The 18,524-nt window shown below is 73.7% G+C and carries 1 protein-coding gene (running past both ends of the window); it reads left to right on the top strand.

This entire window lies inside a single protein-coding gene on the top strand: locus HYQ63_RS01210, encoding a type I polyketide synthase. The 38,766-nt coding sequence extends 18,931 nt beyond the window's left edge and 1,311 nt beyond its right edge, so the window shows coding positions 18,932-37,455 — codons 6,311 (partial) to 12,485 (complete); the first codon wholly inside the window starts at position 3. Both the start codon and the stop codon lie outside the window.

Raw genomic sequence — 18,524 nt, 5'->3', positions numbered from 1 at the left:
CCGCTCCCGCGCCCACCCCGCCCGTCGACCCCACCCTCACCCCCATCGTCGAGAGTGAGGGCGCGACGTGCTGGGAGCCGTCGGGCACGGTGCTGATCACCGGTGGTACCGGCGCGCTGGGCGCGCACGTGGCCCGATGGCTGGCCGAACGCGGCACGGAACACCTGCTGTTGTTGAGCCGCCGTGGACCGGGCGCGCCGGGCGCACCGGAACTGGAAACGGAGCTGACCGCACTGGGCGCCCGGGTCACGGTCGTGGCCTGCGATGTCGCCGATCGCGCCGAGCTGGAAGGCGTACTGGCCGCCGTCCCGGCCGAGTTCCCGCTGACCGGTGTGGTGCACGCGGCCGGGGTGCTGGACGACGCGATGCTGGACGGTCTGACCCCGGAGCGGTTCGAGGGAGTGTTCCAGTCCAAGGTCGCTCCGGCGATGCTGCTGGACGAGCTGACGGCCGACCGCGGTCTGTCGGTGTTCGCGCTGTTCTCGTCGGTGGCCGGTGCCCTGGGCAACCTCGGCCAGGCGAACTACGCGGCCGCCAACGCGGTGCTGGACGCGCTGGCTCTGCAGCGCCGGTCGCGAGGTCTGCCCGCGACCTCGATCGCCTGGGGCGCCTGGAGCGGGGACGGCATGGCCGCGCGGGCGCGGCACGCGGGGACTACGGCGCTGGAACCACGGCTCGCGTTGGAAGCCCTGTCCGAGCTGGTGGCCGAGCCGCACGCGACCACGATTGTCGCAGACCTGGGCGATAAGCAGGTGCTGGAGGCGCTGTTCAGCCTGCGGTCCATCGCGTCGCTCACTACGCTGCCCGGCGCGCGTGAGGCCGCGGAGACGGCCAGGGAAGCGCGGCGCGAGAGCGAAACGGCGGCCTCGGCACTACGCGAGCGTTTGCATGAGGCCCCGGAGAGCGGCCGGCTGCCGGTGCTGCTCGACCTGGTCCGTACCCACGCGGCCGCTGTGCTCGGGCACCCCGGCCCGGACGCCATCAAGCCGGACAGGGCCTTCCAGGACCACGGGTTCGACTCGCTGACCGCCGTGGAACTGCGCAAGCGGCTCGGCCTGGTCACCGACTTGACCCTGCCCAGCACCATGGTCTTCGACTATCCGACCCCCGTCGCGCTGGCCCGGTATCTGCGGGCGGAGCTGCTGATCGACGCCGCCGACGGCACCGAGACCACCGATGCGTACGGCGCGGGCGCCGTCCCTGCCGCGTCCATCGACGACGAGCCGATCGCGATCATCGGGATGAGCTGCCGCTTCCCCGGTGGCGTCAACTCGCCCGAGCAGTTCTGGGACCTGGTCTCCTCCGGGGCGGACGCGGTCTCGGAATTCCCGGTCAACCGTGGCTGGGACACCACCGGCCTGTACGACCCGGATCCGGACCGCAGCGGCACGACCTACTCCACACAGGGCGGGTTCCTGCACGACGCGGGCGCGTTCGACCCGGTCTTCTTCGGCATCTCGCCGCGCGAGGCGCTGGTGATGGACCCGCAGCAGCGCCTGCTGCTGGAGACCGCGTGGGAGGCCGTCGAACGGGCCGGGATCGACCCGGCCGCGCTGCACTCCACCCTGACCGGCGCGTTCATCGGCTCCAGCTACCAGGACTACGGCCGTGGCGCGGGCGACGGCACCGAGGGGCACATGGTCACCGGGTCCATTCCGAGCGTGCTGTCGGGCCGCGTGGCGTACGCGCTCGGTCTCGAAGGCCCGGCCGTCACGGTCGACACCGCCTGCTCCTCGTCGCTGGTCGCCCTCCACCTGGCCTGCCAGAGCCTGCGCGACGGCGAGAGCTCGCTCGCGCTGGCCGGGGGCGCCACGGTGATGACGACGCCGGACGCGTTCGTGGCGTTCAGTCGCCAGCGCGCGCTCGCCGCCGACGGCCGCTGCAAAGCGTTCTCCGACGGTGCGGACGGCATGGCGCTGGCCGAGGGCGTCGGGCTGCTGCTGGTCGAGCGGCTGTCGGACGCGCGGCGCAACGGGCATCCGGTGCTCGCCGTCATCCGCGGCAGCGCGATCAACCAGGACGGCGCCTCGAACGGACTGACCGCGCCCAACGGCCCGTCGCAGCAGCGGGTGATCCGCAAGGCACTGGCCACCGCGAGGATCTCGCCCGCCGAGATCGACGCGGTGGAAGCACACGGCACCGGCACGCCGCTCGGCGACCCGATCGAGGTGCAGGCGCTGCTGGCGACCTACGGCCGTGACCGGGATCCCGAGCGGCCGGTGTGGCTGGGGTCCGTGAAATCGAACATCGGCCACACCCAGTCGGCGGCGGGTGTCGCGAGCGTGATCAAGATGGTGATGGCGCTGCGGCTCGGCGTTCTGCCGCAGACCCTGCACGTGGACACGCCTTCGTCGCATGTGGACTGGTCCTCGGGGGCGCTCCGGTTGCTCGCCGAGCCGGTGCCGTGGCCGGAGACCGGGCAGCCGCGCCGGTGCGCGGTGTCGTCTTTCGGGATCAGCGGTACGAACGCGCACGCGGTGCTGGAACAGGCACCGGCCGAACCCGCCCCCGAACGCGAACCCACCCCGGCTTCGTCGCCGTCCGAGCAGGCTCGGGGCGTGGTGCCATGGGTGCTGTCGGCCCGGGACGGAGCCTCGCTGCGCGACCGGGCGGCAGACCTGGTATCGCACGTCGAGGCCGCTCCGGTGGACGTCGCCGATGTCGGCTTCTCCCTGGTGACATCGCGGTCGGCGTTCGAGCGGCGCGCGGTGGCCGTCGGCGCGGACCGCGCCGAACTGTCGGCCGCACTGGCCGCGTTCTCCGATGAGGACCTGTCGGCTCCCGTGGTCCGCGGCGAGGCCGATGTCGAGGGGAAGACGGTGTTCGTCTTCCCCGGGCAGGGCACGCAGTGGGCTGGGATGGGCGCCGCTCTGCTGGACCGGTCGCCGGTGTTCGCCGAGCGGCTCCGCGAGTGTGCGACGGCCCTGGGCCGGTTCGTGGACTGGTCGCTGGAGGACGTCCTGCGGCAGGAGCCCGGTGCGCCGTCGCTGGAGCGCGTCGACGTCGTGCAGCCGGTGTCGTTCGCGGTGATGGTGTCGCTGGCGTCGGTGTGGGAGTCGTACGGCGTCATTCCGGACGCGGTCGTCGGCCATTCGCAGGGCGAGATCGCGGCGGCCGTGGTCGCGGGCGCGCTGTCCATCGAGGACGGTGCCCGCGTGGTGGCGTTGCGCAGCCAGGCGATCGGCCGGCGCCTCGCGGGGCGCGGCGGCATGATGTCCGTGGCGCTGTCCGCCGACGAGGCCCGGTCCCGGCTGGAGGCTTGGGACGAGCGGTTGTCGATCGCGGCCGTGAACGGCCCCGGTGCAGTGGTGGTGTGCGGCGATCCAGAAGCGCTGGACGAACTGTTCGCCCGCCTGACCGAGGACGGCGTACGGGCGCGGAAGATCGCTGTGGACTACGCCTCGCACTCGGCGCACGTCGAGGATCTGCGCGACGAACTGCTCACCGAGCTGGCGCCGATCACCCCGCGCGCCTCGCTCGTCCCGCTGCTGTCCACCGTGACCGGTGACTGGCTCGACACGAGCGGCATGGACGCCGAGTACTGGTACCGCAACCTCCGCCGGACCGTGCGCTTCGCGCCCGCGGTCGCGCAGCTGCTGGAGGAGCAGCACCGCGCGTTCATCGAGGTCAGTGCCCACCCGGTGTTGACCATGGGGGTGCAGGCCCTGATCGACGAGACCGCGGTGCCGGCCGTGGCCGTCGGTACCCTGCGGCGGGGCGAGGACGGGCCGCGGCGCGTGCTGACCTCGCTGGCCGAGGCGTACGTACGGGGCGTACGCGTCGACTGGACCGCCGCCTTCGCGCCGGCGGCGAAGCGGGTCGACCTGCCCACGTACCCCTTCCAGCACCAGCAGTTGTGGGTACGGCCCGTCGAGGCCGAGCGGGCCGAGGCAGCCGACCCGGCGGACGCCGCCTTCTGGGCCGCCGTCGAGCGCGCGGACCTCGCGGGTCTGACCGAGAGCCTGCACGTCGACGAGGAGGCTCTCGCCGCGATCCTGCCGGGACTGACCGCCTGGCGCCGTCGCAAGCACGAGCAGTCCACCGTGGACGACTGGCGCTACCAGGTCACCTGGACGCCGCTGCCCGCCCTGCCCCGGGCGACGCTCTCGGGAACCTGGCTGGTCGTCACCGCCGAAGGCGAAGGCCGTACGGGCGCGGGTGGTGTCGGCGAAGACGTGGTGGCCGCGCTACGGGCCCACGGCGCACGCGTACGCCGGGTGGCGCTGGACGAGTCCTGCCTGGACCGTGCCGTGCTGGCGTCCCGACTGGCGGACGCAGATGAGACAGAAGAGGCAGACGGGGTGGACCAGCCCAGCGACATCGCCGGGATCGTGTCCCTGCTGGCCGCCGCCGAGGAGCCGTGCCGGGCGTACCCCGAGCTGGCCGCCGGCACGGCCCTGGCCGTCGCCCTCGTACAGGCCCTGGAGGACACCGGCGCCGAGGCACCCCTGTGGTGCCTGACCCGGGGCGCGGTCTCCACCGGGCGTTCCGACCAGGTCATCCGCCCGGTCCAGGCGCAGACGCTCGGCGTGGGCTGGACCGCCGCGCTGGAAAACCCGCGCTTCTACGGCGGAGTGGTGGACCTGCCGGAGACCCTGGACGAGCGGGGCGGGCAGCGGCTGGCGGCCATACTGGCCGGAGCCGGGCCCGGGGCTGGAACAGAGACCACGGGCGGCGAGGACCAGCTCGCCATACGCACCTCCGGTGTGCTGACCCGGCGCATCGTGCGCGCCCCGGCCGGTGACCGCGAGCCGCGCCGGACCTGGGAGCCGCGCGGGACGGTGCTGGTCACCGGCGGCACCGGGACGCTGGGCCCGCATGTCGCGCGCTGGCTGGCGAACCAGGGCGCCGAACGGATCGTCCTGGTCAGCCGCCGGGGCATGGCCGCGCCCGGCGCCGCCGAGCTGGTGGACGAATTGGCCGGGCAGGGCACCGAAGCCACCGTCGCCACCTGTGACATCACCGACCGCGAGGCGCTCGCCGCGCTGCTGGACCGGCTGACGGCCGAAGGCCACACCCTGCGCACCGTCATTCACGCCGCCGCCGTCATCGAGCTGCACACGCTGGCGGAGACGGACATGGCGGCGTTCGCCAGGGTCATGCACGCCAAGGTCGCTGGTGCGCGGAACCTGGACGAGCTGCTGGCGGACACCGAACTCGACGCCTTCGTGCTGTTCTCGTCCGTCGCCGGCATGTGGGGAAGCGGCCAGCATGCCGCATACGTGGCGGGCAACGCCTACCTCAGCGCGCTGGCCGCCAACCGGCGCGCCCGCGGACTGACCGCGACGTCCGTCCACTGGGGCATCTGGGCCAACGAGCTCGGCATCGGCCGGGTCGCTCCGGACCAGATCCGCCGCAGCGGCCTGGAGTTCATGGACGCGGGCCTCGCGCTGACCGGGATGCGGCGCGCGATGGACGACGACGAGACCGTGCTCGCGATCGCCGATGTCGACTGGGACCGCTACTACCCGGTGTTCGGCTCGGTCCGCCCGACGTCCCTGTTCGACGAGGTGCCCGAGGTGCGACGGCTGGTCGAGGCCGCCGAAGCGCAGGCCGGGCAGGCGGGCGACGGCGAGTTCGCGGCGAAGCTGGCCGCTCTGCCGCCCGTCGAGCGGGACCGGCTGCTGCTGGACACCGTACGAGGCCAGGCCGCGGCCGTGCTCGGCCACGGTTCCGTCGAGACGGTGGCCGAGCGGCGCGCCTTCCGGGAGGTCGGGTTCGACTCCCTGACCGCGGTAGACCTGCGCAACCGGCTGGCCGCGATCACCGGGCTCAGCCTGCCCGCGACCATGGTGTTCGACTACCCGACCCCGGTGGCGCTGGCCGAGTTCCTGCGTACCGGGATCACCGGCGACGAGCAGGGGACCGCGGCCCCGGCCGTGTCCGCCACCACCGACGAGCCGATCGCCATCATCGGCATGAGCTGCCGTTACCCGGGCGAGGCCAATTCGCCGGAAGAACTGTGGGAACTGGTCATGGGCGGCGCGGACGCGATCTCCGGATTCCCGGCCGACCGCGGCTGGCCCACCGACGCCCTGTACGACCCGGACCCGGACACCCCGGGGCGTACGTACAGCGCGCAAGGCGGTTTCCTGCACCACGCCGCCGATTTCGACCCCGCCTTCTTCGGCATCTCGCCGCGCGAGGCGATGACCATGGACCCGCAGCAGCGACTCCTGCTGGAGACCGCGTGGGAGGCGTTCGAACGCGCCGGGATCGTCCCCGACACCGTGCGTTCCACCCTCACAGGCGCGTTCATCGGGGCCAGCTACCAGGACTACCAGGCAGGCGGCGCGCCCAGCGGCGACGGCGCGGACGGCTCGGAGGGCCCGGACGGACACGCGGTCACCGGCACGCTGTCCAGCGTGCTGTCCGGCCGGGTCTCCTACCTGCTGGGCCTGGAGGGCCCCGCGGTCACCCTCGACACCGCCTGCTCCTCCTCGCTGACGGCGCTGCACCTGGCCTGCCAGTCGCTGCGCAACGGCGAGAGCACGCTCGCGCTCGCCGGCGGCGTGAGCCTCATGTCCACGCCGAGCACCTTCATCGGCTTCAGCCGCCAGCGGGCGCTGGCCCCCGACGGACGCTGCAAGGCGTACGCGGACTCCGCCGACGGCATGGCGCTCGCCGAGGGCGTCGGCATGGTGCTCGTGGAGCGGCTGTCGGACGCCCGGCGCAACGGGCACCCGATCCTCGCGGTGGTCCGCGGCAGTGCGGTCAACCAGGACGGCGCCTCCAACGGCCTGACCGCCCCCAACGGGCCGTCCCAGCAGCGCGTGATCCGGCAGGCGCTGGCCAACTCGGGACTGTCCGCGGCGGACATCGACGCGATCGAGGGCCACGGCACCGGTACCGCGCTCGGCGACCCGATCGAGGCGCAGGCGCTGCTGGCGACCTACGGACAGGACCGCGGACGGCCGCTGCTGCTGGGCTCGATCAAGTCCAACATCGGACACACCCAGGCCGCCTCCGGCGCGGCCGGCGTGATCAAGATGGTGATGGCGCTGCGCCACGGCGTCCTCCCCCCGACCCTGCACGCCGACACCCCGTCGTCCCACGTGGACTGGTCCGCGGGCGCGGTGGAACTGCTGACCGAGCCCACCGAGTGGCCGCAGACCGGGCGGCCGCGCCGGGCCGGCGTGTCCTCGTTCGGCATCAGCGGCACCAATGTGCACACCGTTCTCGAACAGGCGCCGCTCGTCGAGGAACCCGCCGAGCCCGCCGCCGGGCCTCGCGCGGAGATCGTCCCCGTCGTGCTGTCCGGCCGCACCGACGACGCGCTGCGGGCGCAGGCCGACCGGCTGCTGTCCCTGGTCGAGGACCGGCCCGGAACACACCTCACGGACCTGGCGTACTCACAGGCGCTGACCCGGTCGAGCTTCGAACGCCGCGCGGCCGTCATCGCCCGCGACCAGAACGGCCTGCGCCGCGGCCTGCTGGCGCTGCGCGACGGCCTGAGCGACGCGAGCGTGGTGCACGGCGGCGGAGGCGGCATGGGCCGGGGCCGGCTCGCCTACCTGTTCACCGGACAGGGCGGCCAGCGTCCCGGCATGGGCCGGGAGCTGTACGAGCGGTTCCCGGTGTTTGCCGACGCGCTGGACGCCGTACTGGCGCACCTCGACACCGAGCTGGCCCGCCCGCTGCGCGAGGTCATGTTCGCGGACGACGGCACACCCGAGGCCGCGCTGCTCGACCGGACCGGCCACACCCAGCCCGCACTGTTCGCGATCGAGGTGGCCCTGTTCCGGCTCCTCGAATCCTGGGGCATCGCGCCCGACTACCTCGCCGGGCACTCCGTCGGCGAACTGGCCGCGGCACACGTCGCGGGCGTGTTCTCGCTGGAGGACGCCTGCACGCTGGTGGCCGCACGCGGGCGGCTGATGGAGGACCTGCCCGCCGGAGGGGCCATGGTCGCCGTCGAGTCCACCGAGGACGAGGTCGCCCCGCTGCTCACCGACCGCGTGTCCATCGCCGCCGTCAACGGCCCGGCCTCGCTGGTGATCGCCGGGGACGAGGACGCCGTCGAGACGATGGCGGCCGACCTGGCGGCGCGCGGCAGGCGGACCAAGCGGCTCCGGGTGAGCCACGCCTTCCACACGCCGCGCATGGACGCCATGCTCGACGGCTTCGCCGCCGTCGCCGCGCGCGTGTCCTACCACCCGGCGGCGATCCCCCTCGTCTCCACCGTCACCGGCGAACTCGCCACCGACGAGGAGCTGGGCTCCCCGGACTACTGGGTGCGGCACGTCCGCCGCACCGTCCGCTTCGCCGAAGGCATGGCCACGCTCGCCGAGCGGGGCGTACGCACCTTCCTCGAGCTCGGCCCGGACGGGGTGCTCAGCGCCATGGCCCAGGACTGCCTGGACGACGAGGCACAGGCACGCACAGCCGTGATCCCGGCACTGCGCCGCGACCGCGACGAGGTGCCCGCCATCACCGCCGCGCTGGCGGGCGCGCACGTGGGCGGCGTGTCCGTGGACTGGTCCGGCTTCTTCGCCGGAATGGGCGCACGGCGCGTCGAACTGCCCACCTACGCCTTCCAGCGGCAGCGGTTCTGGGCGGAGCCCGCACTCCCGGTGGCGCCCGCCGCCGAGGACGGAGCGGACACCGACTTCTGGTCCGCGGTGGAGCGCGAGGACACGGACTCGCTGGCCGCCACGCTCGACCTCGACGCCGAGGCGGTGAGCGTGCTGGCTCCGGCGCTGTCGTCGTGGCGCCGTCGCCGCCGTGACAGGTCCACCGTCGACGCACTGCGCTACCAGGCGATCTGGAAGCCGACGAGCGCCACGCCGAGGTCGCAGGCCCTGCCTGGCCGGTGGCTCGTACTCACCCCGGCCGGGTCCGGCGACGACACGTGGCTGACCGCTGTGATCGATGGCCTCGGCGCGCCGACCGTACGCGTCGAGGTCACCGGAGCGGACCGCGAATCGCTCGCGGAGCGGCTGCCCAAGGGCGAGTTCGCCGGGGTGCTCTCCCTGCTCGCGCTCGATGACGACGACGCGTTTGACGGCGGCGGGGTCTCAGCCCGCACGGCCACCGCGTTCCAGGCGCTCGGCGACGCCGGGATCGACGCCCCGCTGTGGTGCGTCACCCGAGGCGCGGTGTCCGTCGGCCGCTCCGAGCCGGTGCACAGCCCGGCCCAGGCCGCCGTGTGGGGCCTCGGCCGCGTCGTCGCACTCGAACACCCCCGACGCTGGGGCGGGTTGATCGACCTGCCTGAGCGGATCGACCCGGCCACGGCGCGCCGACTCCGGAGCGTCCTCGCGGACACCGGCACGGACGCCGAGGACCAGGTCGCCGTACGCGCCTCCGGCGTGTTCGCGCGCAGGCTCGCACACAGCCCGGTGGCGACGGACCACAGGACCGCACGCGAGTTCACACCGAGCGGCACCGTCCTGGTCACCGGCGGCACCGGCGGCCTCGGCGGACACGTCGCCCGCTGGCTGGCCCGCGAGGGCGCGGACCATCTGTTGCTGATCAGCCGGCGCGGCCAGGAGGCGCCGGGCGCCGACGGCCTGCGGCGGGAACTCACCGAACTCGGCGTCCGGGTCACCGTCACGGCCTGCGACGCCGCTGACCGGGACGCTCTCGCCGCGGTCCTCGCGGACATTCCCGAGGACTGCCCGCTCACCGCGGTCATGCACACCGCGGGCGTGATCGAGGACCGCGTCGTGGACGACCTGACGCCGGACGACTTCGCGGCCGTACTGCGCGCCAAGGCAGTGTCCGCGCGGAACCTGGACGAACTGACCCAGGACGCCGAGCTGTCGGCATTCGTGCTGTTCTCCTCGACGGCGGGCGTCATCGGCGCGGCCGGGCAGGGCAACTACGCCGCCGCGAACGCTTACCTGGACGCCCTCGCGGAACACCGCAGGACCCGGGGCCGCGCCGCCGTGTCGATCGCGTGGGGCCCGTGGGCCGGATCAGGCATGGTCGGCGGCGGCAGCGCGGTGGGCGTCGGCATGGACGCCGACCACGACAGCGGCGAGATCGAACGGCGGGTACGGCGTGGCGGATTCGCGCCCCTCGCACCGGACCTGGCCATCTCCGCGCTGCGCGCCGCCGTCGAGCACGACGACACCGCCCTCACCGTCGCCGACATCGACTGGGGCCGCTTCGTCCCCGCCTACACCTCCGCCAGGCCCGCCCCGCTCGTACGTGATCTGCCCGAGGTGCGGCAGGTCCTCGTGACCGACGGCGGCCCCGAGGCCCGTATACCCGGCGAGTCGGAGCTACGGCAGCGGCTGGCGGGCATGCCCGACGCCGAGCGCGGCCGGTTCTTGCTGGATCTGCTGCGCACCCAGGTGGCCGCGGTGCTCGGCCACGCCGACGCAACCACCGTCGAGGCCGACTGGACCTTCCGGGACCTGGGCTTCGATTCGCTGACCACGCTGGAACTGCGCAACGGGATCGCCACGGCCACCGGGCTGACCCTGCCCGCTTCGCTGGTGTACGACTACCCGACCCCGCAGGAACTGGCGGAGTTCCTGCTCGCCGAGCTGCTCGGATCGCTGCCGGAGCGGGCGGCACCCGCCACGCGGCCGACGGACTCCGCCACCCGGCCCCCGGCCGACGACCCGATCGCGATCGTCGGCATCGGCTGCCGCTTCCCCGGCGGAGTGACCTCGCCCGAGGACTTCTGGCAGCTGCTCTCGGAGGGGCGCGACGCGATCTCGCCGTTCCCGACCGACCGGCACTGGGACCTGGACGCGCTGGCGGCGGGGGCGTCCACCACCCGCGAGGGCGGATTCCTCAGCGGCGTGGCCGAGTTCGACGCCGGCTTCTTCGGGATCTCGCCCCGCGAGGCGCTCGCCATGGACCCGCAGCAGCGGTTGCTGCTGGAGACCTCGTGGGAGGCGCTGGAACGGGCCGCCATCGACCCCGGCGCGCTGCGCGGCAGCCAGACGGGCGTCTTCGTCGGCACCAACGGCCAGGACTACACCGCCGTGCTGCGGGCCGGTTCCGACGACGTACAGGGGTACGCGGCCACCGGCAACACCGCGAGCGTGCTGTCAGGACGCGTGTCGTACGTGCTCGGTCTCGAAGGCCCGGCGGTCACCGTCGACACCGCCTGCTCGGCCTCGCTGGTCGCCCTGCACTGGGCCACCCGGGCGCTGCGCGGCGGCGAGTGCTCGCTGGCGCTCGCCGGTGGCGTGTCGGTGATGTCGAGCCCTGACGCCTTCGTGGAGTTCAGCGCCCAGGGCGGACTGGCCCCGGACGGCCGCTGCAAGGCGTTCTCCGGTGACGCGGACGGCACCTCCTGGTCGGAGGGCGTCGGCGTGCTCGTACTGGAACGGCTCTCCGACGCGATACGCAACGGGCACGAGGTCCGCGGCATCGTGCGCGGCACCGCCGTCAACCAGGACGGTGCGTCCAACGGCCTCACCGCCCCCAACGGCCCCTCCCAGCAGCGCGTCATCCGGCAGGCGCTGGCCGACGCGGGGCTGGCATACACCGACATCGACGCCGTCGACGCGCACGGCACGGGCACCACGCTGGGCGATCCGATCGAGGCGCAGGCGCTGCTGGCGACCTACGGCCAGGACCGCGAGCGCCCGCTGCTGCTGGGCACGGTCAAGTCGAACCTCGGTCACACCCAGGCCGCGGCCGGTGTCGCGGGTGTGATCAAGATGGTCCTGGCGATGCAGCGGGGCACGCTGCCCAAAACACTGCACGCGGACGCCCCGTCCCCGCACATCGCCTGGGCCTCCGGCGAACTCGCGCTGCTCAGCCGGCCCGCCGCCTGGCCCGAGACCGGCGGGCCGCGCCGGGCGGGCGTGTCGGCGTTCGGCATGAGCGGCACGAACGCCCACGTCATCATCGAACAGGCGCCGGCGGACACGCGGCGACCGGAAACCGAGCCCGCCCGGACCGTACCCGCGGTAGTGCCGTGGCTCGTCTCCGGCAAGACCGCGGAGGCGCTGCGCGCCCAGCTCACGCGGCTCACGTCCTTCACCGAGCACCACCCCGAGCTGCCCGCCGTCGACGTGGCCTACTCGCTGGCAACGGCCCGCTCCGCCTTCGCGCACCGCACGGTGCTGCTCGCCACCGAGGACGGAGTGACGGAGGTCGAGCGCGGCGTGGCACGCGGCGCTCGTGGACCGGTCGCCTTCCTGTTCTCCGGGCAGGGGAGCCAGCGGCTGGGTATGGGTCGGGAGTTGTACGGGCGGTTCCCGGTGTTCGCGGAGGCGCTGGACGCCGTATTGGCACGATTCGACCCCTCACTGCGGGAGGTGATGTGGGGCGGGGAGCCGGAGGTGTTGGATCGGACCGGGTTTGCGCAGCCCGCGTTGTTCGCGGTGGAGGTGGCGCTGTTCCGGCTGGTCGAGTCGTGGGGTGTGGTGCCGGATTATGTGGCCGGTCATTCGATCGGTGAGGTCGCGGCGGCGTATGTGGCGGGGGTGTTCTCGCTGGGGGATGCCTGCCGTCTGGTGGCGGCTCGGGCGCGGTTGATGGATGTGCTGCCGGTCGGTGGGGCGATGGTGGCGGTTGAGGCGGCGGAGGATGAGGTGGTGCCGCTGCTGAGTGAACGGGTGTCGGTCGCGGCGGTGAACGGTCCGGGTTCGGTGGTGGTGTCCGGGGAGGAGGACGTCGTCCTGGCGATCGGGGCCCGCTTCTCGGAGCGGGGCAGGCGGGCTGCGCGGCTGCGGGTGTCGCACGCGTTCCACTCGCCGTTGATGGACCCGATGCTGGACGAGTTCCGGCGGGTGGCCGGGGAGCTGGAGTTCCACGAGCCGCGGCTGGCGGTGGTGTCGAACCTGACCGGCACGCTCGCCACCGCCGATGAGCTGTGCTCGCCGGAGTACTGGGTCCGGCACGTCCGGGAGACGGTCCGCTTCGCCGACGGCGTCCGGGCCCTGCGCGACGCGGGCGTGGGCGCCTACGTCGAACTCGGCCCCGACGGGGGGCTGTCCGCCGCGACGGGGCAGCTGGTCGAAGGCCCGCTGGTGGTGCCGGTGCTGCGCCGCGACCACGGTGAGGAAACCGCGCTGGTGACCGCGCTGTCCCGGCTGCATGTGCACGGCACTTCCATCGACTGGCGCGCCTTCTTCGCCGGGACGGGTGCGGGATGCGTCGGCCTGCCGACGTACGCCTTCCAGCATCGGCATTTCTGGCCCGAACCGGCGACGCCGAGCGCGTCGGCCGACCCGGTGGACGCCGAGTTCTGGTCGGCGGTGGAGAGCGAGGACCCGGAGGCTCTGGCCGCGATGCTCGGCCTCGACGGCGACGCGGCGACGACGATGGCCCCGGCGCTGTCGGCGCTCTCGTCGTGGAACCGCCGCAGGCGCGAGGTCGCAGTCGCGGATGGCTGGCAGTATCGGGTGAGCTGGGTGCCGGTGCCGGTGCCGGACGTGGTGGCCGATCAGCCGGGTCGGTGGCTCGTGCTCGCGGAGGCGGGCGACCCTTGGGCGTCCGCCGCCGTCAATGCCCTGGGTGGTGACGCGCCGGATGCTGAGGCCGTCTGCGTGGTCCGCCGGGTGTCCGACACCGACCGTACGGACTTCACCGGCGTGGTCTCGCTGCTTTCGTCCGAACCCGGTCCGCTGGAGCTGCTGGAGGCGCTGGCGGAGGCCGGGATCGCCGCGCCGCTGTGGTGCGTTACGCGGGGCGCCGTGAAGACGGGGCCCGATGACCGTGTCGATGACGCCCGCCAGGCGGCGGTGTGGGGTGCGGGACGGGTGGCCGCGCTGGAGCGGCCCGAACGGTGGGGTGGCGTGATCGACTTGGTCGAGGCGCCGGATGCGCGGTTCGCCGCGCTGCTCGGCTACGTCTCCGGTCGGCCTCTTCCGCTGCCCGCCCCCGAGGACGAGCTCGCGGTGCGGCCCTCCGGGGTGTTCGCGCGGCGCCTCGTCCGGGCCGCGGCGCCCGTCGGGAGCTGGACCCCGTCCGGCACCGCGCTCGTCGTCGGCACCGGACCGATGGGCGTCCGGGTCGCCCGCTGGCTGGCCCGGGAGGGCGCCGGGCATCTCGTCCTCATCGGGCGCGACACAGCCGGCCTGACGGATGCGGATCTCGCTGCCGAGTGGGGAACCCCGGTCACCGTACTGACCTGCGACACCGCCGATCGCGACGAGCTGGAGGCCGTACTCGGCGCCCTCCCGTCCGGTGAGCTGACCGCCGTCGTGCACGCCGAAGAACCCGTCGGCGCCACGCTCTCCGAAGCGCTCGTCGGGGTGACGAACCTCGACGATCTGCTCGCCGACCAGGAGTTGGACGCGTTCGTACTGTTCAGCTCGGTCGCCGGAGTATGGGGTGTACGAGGCCGAGGCGCCGAGGCGGCGACGGGGGCCGTTCTGGAAGCCATGGCGCAGCGGCGCCGCGACCGTGGCATGGCCGCGCTGTGCGTCGCGTGGGGCGCGTGGGCGGAGGTCACCGAGCGGCCGATGACCGGCCACCTCCGGGCGAGCGGGCTGCCCGTGCTGGACACGGAGGTGGCGCTCACGGCCCTCGGCCGTGCGGTCGCGGGCGGCGAGGCATCGCTGACCGTGGCCGACGTGGAGTGGGACAGCTTCGCGCCCGCTTTCACCGCGGCTCGGCCCGGCGCGCTCCTGGCCGACCTGCCGGAGGCCCGCGCGGCGCTCGACGCCGCGCTACGGGACCGCGAGACCGCAGGGATCACAGGGACCGCGGGCACCGATGGCTCCGCCGCGCCCGAGCTTCGGGGCAGGCTGCTCGGCCTGCCCGAAACCGAGCGATTCGGCGAACTGCTCGCCGTGGTGCGGGAGAAGAGCGCCCTGGTGCTGGGGCACGCCGACGCCGGTGCCGTCGAGGCCGATCTGCCGTTCCGGGACCTCGGGTTCGACTCGCTGACCGCCGTCGACCTGCGCGGCCAGCTCGCCAGGGCGACCGGACTGAGCGTGCCCGCCACCGCCGTATTCGACTTCCCGACCCCGAACGAACTGGCCGAACACCTGCTGGCCACCCTGCTCGGCGAGCGGACCGTCCCGGCGGCCCCGGCGGCGCTGTCCGCCCGTACGGCCGACGACCCGATCGCGATCGTCGGCATGAGCTGCCGCTTCCCCGGTGGGGTGCGGTCGCCGGAAGACCTCTGGGAACTCGTCATGGCCGGCACCGACGCCGTCGGTGACATGCCGGTGGACCGAGGCTGGGACTTCGACGCCCTTCTGAACGGCGGCACGGGAGGCAACGGCGGAAGCGTCACCCGCAGCGGCGGCTTCCTGCACGACGCGGCCGACTTCGACCCCGGCTTCTTCGGGATCTCTCCGCATGAGGCCCTGGTGATGGACCCGCAGCAGCGCCTCGTACTCGAATCGGCCTGGGAAGCCCTGGAGCGGGCGGGGATCGACCCGGCCGCGCTGCGCGGGACCGACGCCGGAGCGTTTGTCGGCGGCGGCAGCGGCGACTACCGCCTGCCCGAGCACCTCGGCCGGTGGGAGACCGCCCAGTCCGCGAGCCTCCTCTCCGGCAGGCTGGCGTACACCTTCGGGCTGCAGGGCCCCACCGTCTCGGTGGATACCGCCTGCTCGTCGTCGCTGGTCGCCCTCCACCTGGCCGCGCAGGCGCTGCGCTCGGGGGAGTGCTCGGTGGCTTTGGCCGGCGGCGTGACCGTGATGGCGACCCCAGTCGGTTTCGTGGAGTTCAGCGCACAGGGTGCGCTCTCGCCGGACGGCCGCTGCAAGGCGTTCTCCGAGGACGCCGACGGTACGGGCTGGGCCGAGGGCGTGGGCATGCTGGTGATCGAACGCCTCTCGGACGCGCGCCGAAGCGGTCACCCCGTGCTCGCCGTACTCCGCGGCTCGGCGATCAACCAGGACGGTGCGTCCAACGGCCTCACCGCGCCGAACGGGCCGTCGCAGCAGCGGGTGATCCAGGGGGCGCTGGCCGGCGCCGGACTCTCGCCCACCGACATCGACGCGGTGGAGGCGCACGGCACGGGCACCTCGCTGGGCGATCCGATCGAGGCGCAGGCGCTGCTGGCGACCTACGGGCAGGACCGGGAGCATCCGCTGCTGCTCGGTTCCCTGAAGTCCAACATCGGGCACACCCAGGCCGCCTCGGGCGCGGCGGGGGTGATCAAGATGGTGCAGGCGATGCGGCACGGCCTGCTGCCGAAGACCCTCCACGCGGACACGCCTTCGTCTCATGTGGACTGGAGCTCCGGTGCGGTCCGGCTGCTGACCGAACCGGCCCAGTGGCCGGACTCCGGCCGCCCGCGCCGGGTGGGCATCTCCTCCTTCGGCGCCAGCGGAACGAACGCGCACGTGATCCTGGAGCAGGCACCGCCGGCCGAGGACCCTGCGCGACCGTCTCTCGCCGACGGTGAGACCGTTCCGGTCCTGCTGTCCGCCAGGACGCCGGATGCCCTGCGGGCGCAGGCACGACGCCTGCTCGCCCACGCCGACGCGCGGCCCGAGCTCGGGTTCGCCGACGTGGCGTACTCGCTGGCCACCACCCGCTCGCTGTTCGAGCACCGGGCCGCGCTGCTGGCCACCGACCGGAGCGAGCTGCTGGCCGCGCTGGCCGCCCTCGCCGACGGCGAAGACGGCCCGCACATCCTCCGCGCGGACGCGCCACGCCCCGGGAAGCTGGCGTTTCTGTTCTCCGGGCAGGGGAGCCAGCGGCTGGGTATGGGTCGGGAGTTGTACGGGCGGTTCCCGGTGTTCGCGGAGGCGCTGGACGCCGTATTGGCACGATTCGACCCCTCACTGCGGGAGGTGATGTGGGGCGGGGAGCCGGAGGTGTTGGATCGGACCGGGTTTGCGCAGCCCGCGTTGTTCGCGGTGGAGGTGGCGCTGTTCCGGCTGGTCGAGTCGTGGGGTGTGGTGCCGGATTATGTGGCCGGTCATTCGATCGGTGAGGTCGCGGCGGCGTATGTGGCGGGGGTGTTCTCGCTGGGGGATGCCTGCCGTCTGGTGGCGGCTCGGGCGCGGTTGATGGATGCGCTGCCGGTCGGTGGGGCGATGGTGGCGGTTGAGGCGGCGGAGGATGAGGTGGTGCCGCTGCTGAGTGAACGGGTGTCGGTCGCGGCGGTGAACGGTCCGGGTTCGGTGGTGGTGTCCGGGGAGGAGGACGTCGTCCTGGCGATCGGGGCCCGCTTCTCGGAGCGGGGCAGGCGGGCTACGCGGCTGCGGGTGTCGCACGCGTTCCACTCGCCGTTGATGGACCCGATGCTGGACGAGTTCCGGCGGGTGGCCGGGGAGCTGGAGTTCCACGAGCCGCGGCTGGCGGTGGTGTCCAACGTGACCGGCACGCTCGCCACCGCCGATGAGCTGTGCTCGCCGGAGTACTGGGTCCGGCACGTCCGGGAGACGGTCCGCTTCGCCGACGGCGTCCGGGCCCTGGCGGACCGCAAGGTCACGGCGCTGCTGGAACTCGGCCCGGGCAACGTACTGCTGGGCATGGCCCGCACCACACTGCCCGACGATGCCGCGACGGTGCCGACGCTGCACCCGGAGCGGCCGGAGCAGGCGTCCGTCGCGGCGGCCCTGGCCCGGCTGCGGCTGCGCGGTGCCACGGTCGACTGGCAGTCGTACTTCGCGGGCGCCGCGCGGCAGGTGGACCTGCCGACCTACGCCTTCCAACACGAACGGTTCTGGCCGGACGTCACGACCGCGCCCGCGACCCGTACGAGCGAACGGGACGGGGCAGGCCAGACGGACGACGCCTTCTGGTCCGCCGTCGAGGGCGAGGACTTCGCCTCGCTCGAAGCGGCGCTGAACGTCGAGGGCGACGCGCTGTCGCGGGTGCTGCCCGCGCTGCTGGACTGGCGCAGGCAGCGCCAGGAGGAGTCCACGGTGAACGGCTGGCGCCACCGCATCGTCTGGAAGCCGGTCTCCGGTGCTCCCGCCGACACCCCGACGGGGACGTGGCTCGCCGTCCTCCCTGCCGCGTACGCCGACGATCCGTGGGCCACGGCGGCCCTGGACGCGCTGGGCACCGATGTGGTGCGCGTGCCGGTCACCGCGTACGACCGCGAGAAGCTGGCGGCCCGCCTCCGCGACCACGCCGACGTCCCTTCCGATGCCTACGCCGGTGTGCTCTCGCTGCTGGCACTGGACGAAGCGGATTCGGGCTCCGGTGCCCCGTTCGGCACGGTCGGCACCGCGACGCTCGTGCAAGCGCTGGGAGACGCCGGGATCACCGCCCCGCTGTGGTGCGTCACGCGCGGTGCGGTGTCAGTCGGGCGCTCGGATGCCGTGACCGGGCCGGGGCAGGCGGCCGTCTGGGGCCTGGGACGGGTCGCCGCGCTGGAGTACCCGGACCGCTGGGGTGGCCTGATCGACCTCCCGGGCGAACTCGACGAGCGGGCCGCCGCCGGATTCGCCGCCGTGCTGGCCGGATGGGACGGCGAGGACCAGGTGGCGGTCCGCAAGAGCGCGGTCTTCGGCCGCAGGCTGATCCCGTCCCCCGCCGACCGGTCCACCGAACAGCCCGACCGGCACGCCGCTGCGCCTGCCGGCGCAGGGATCTGGGAGCCGACCGGCACGGTCCTGATCACCGGTGGCACCGGTGCGCTCGGCGGGCAGGTCGCCCGGTGTCTCGCCCGCGCGGGTGCGCCGCATCTG

Source organism: Streptomyces sp. Rer75, assembly GCF_013414305.1.
Taxonomy (GTDB): domain Bacteria; phylum Actinomycetota; class Actinomycetes; order Streptomycetales; family Streptomycetaceae; genus Streptomyces; species Streptomyces himastatinicus.
The sequence above is the reverse complement of the archived record's forward strand: the minus strand, read 5'-3'. Positions and strand labels throughout refer to the sequence as shown.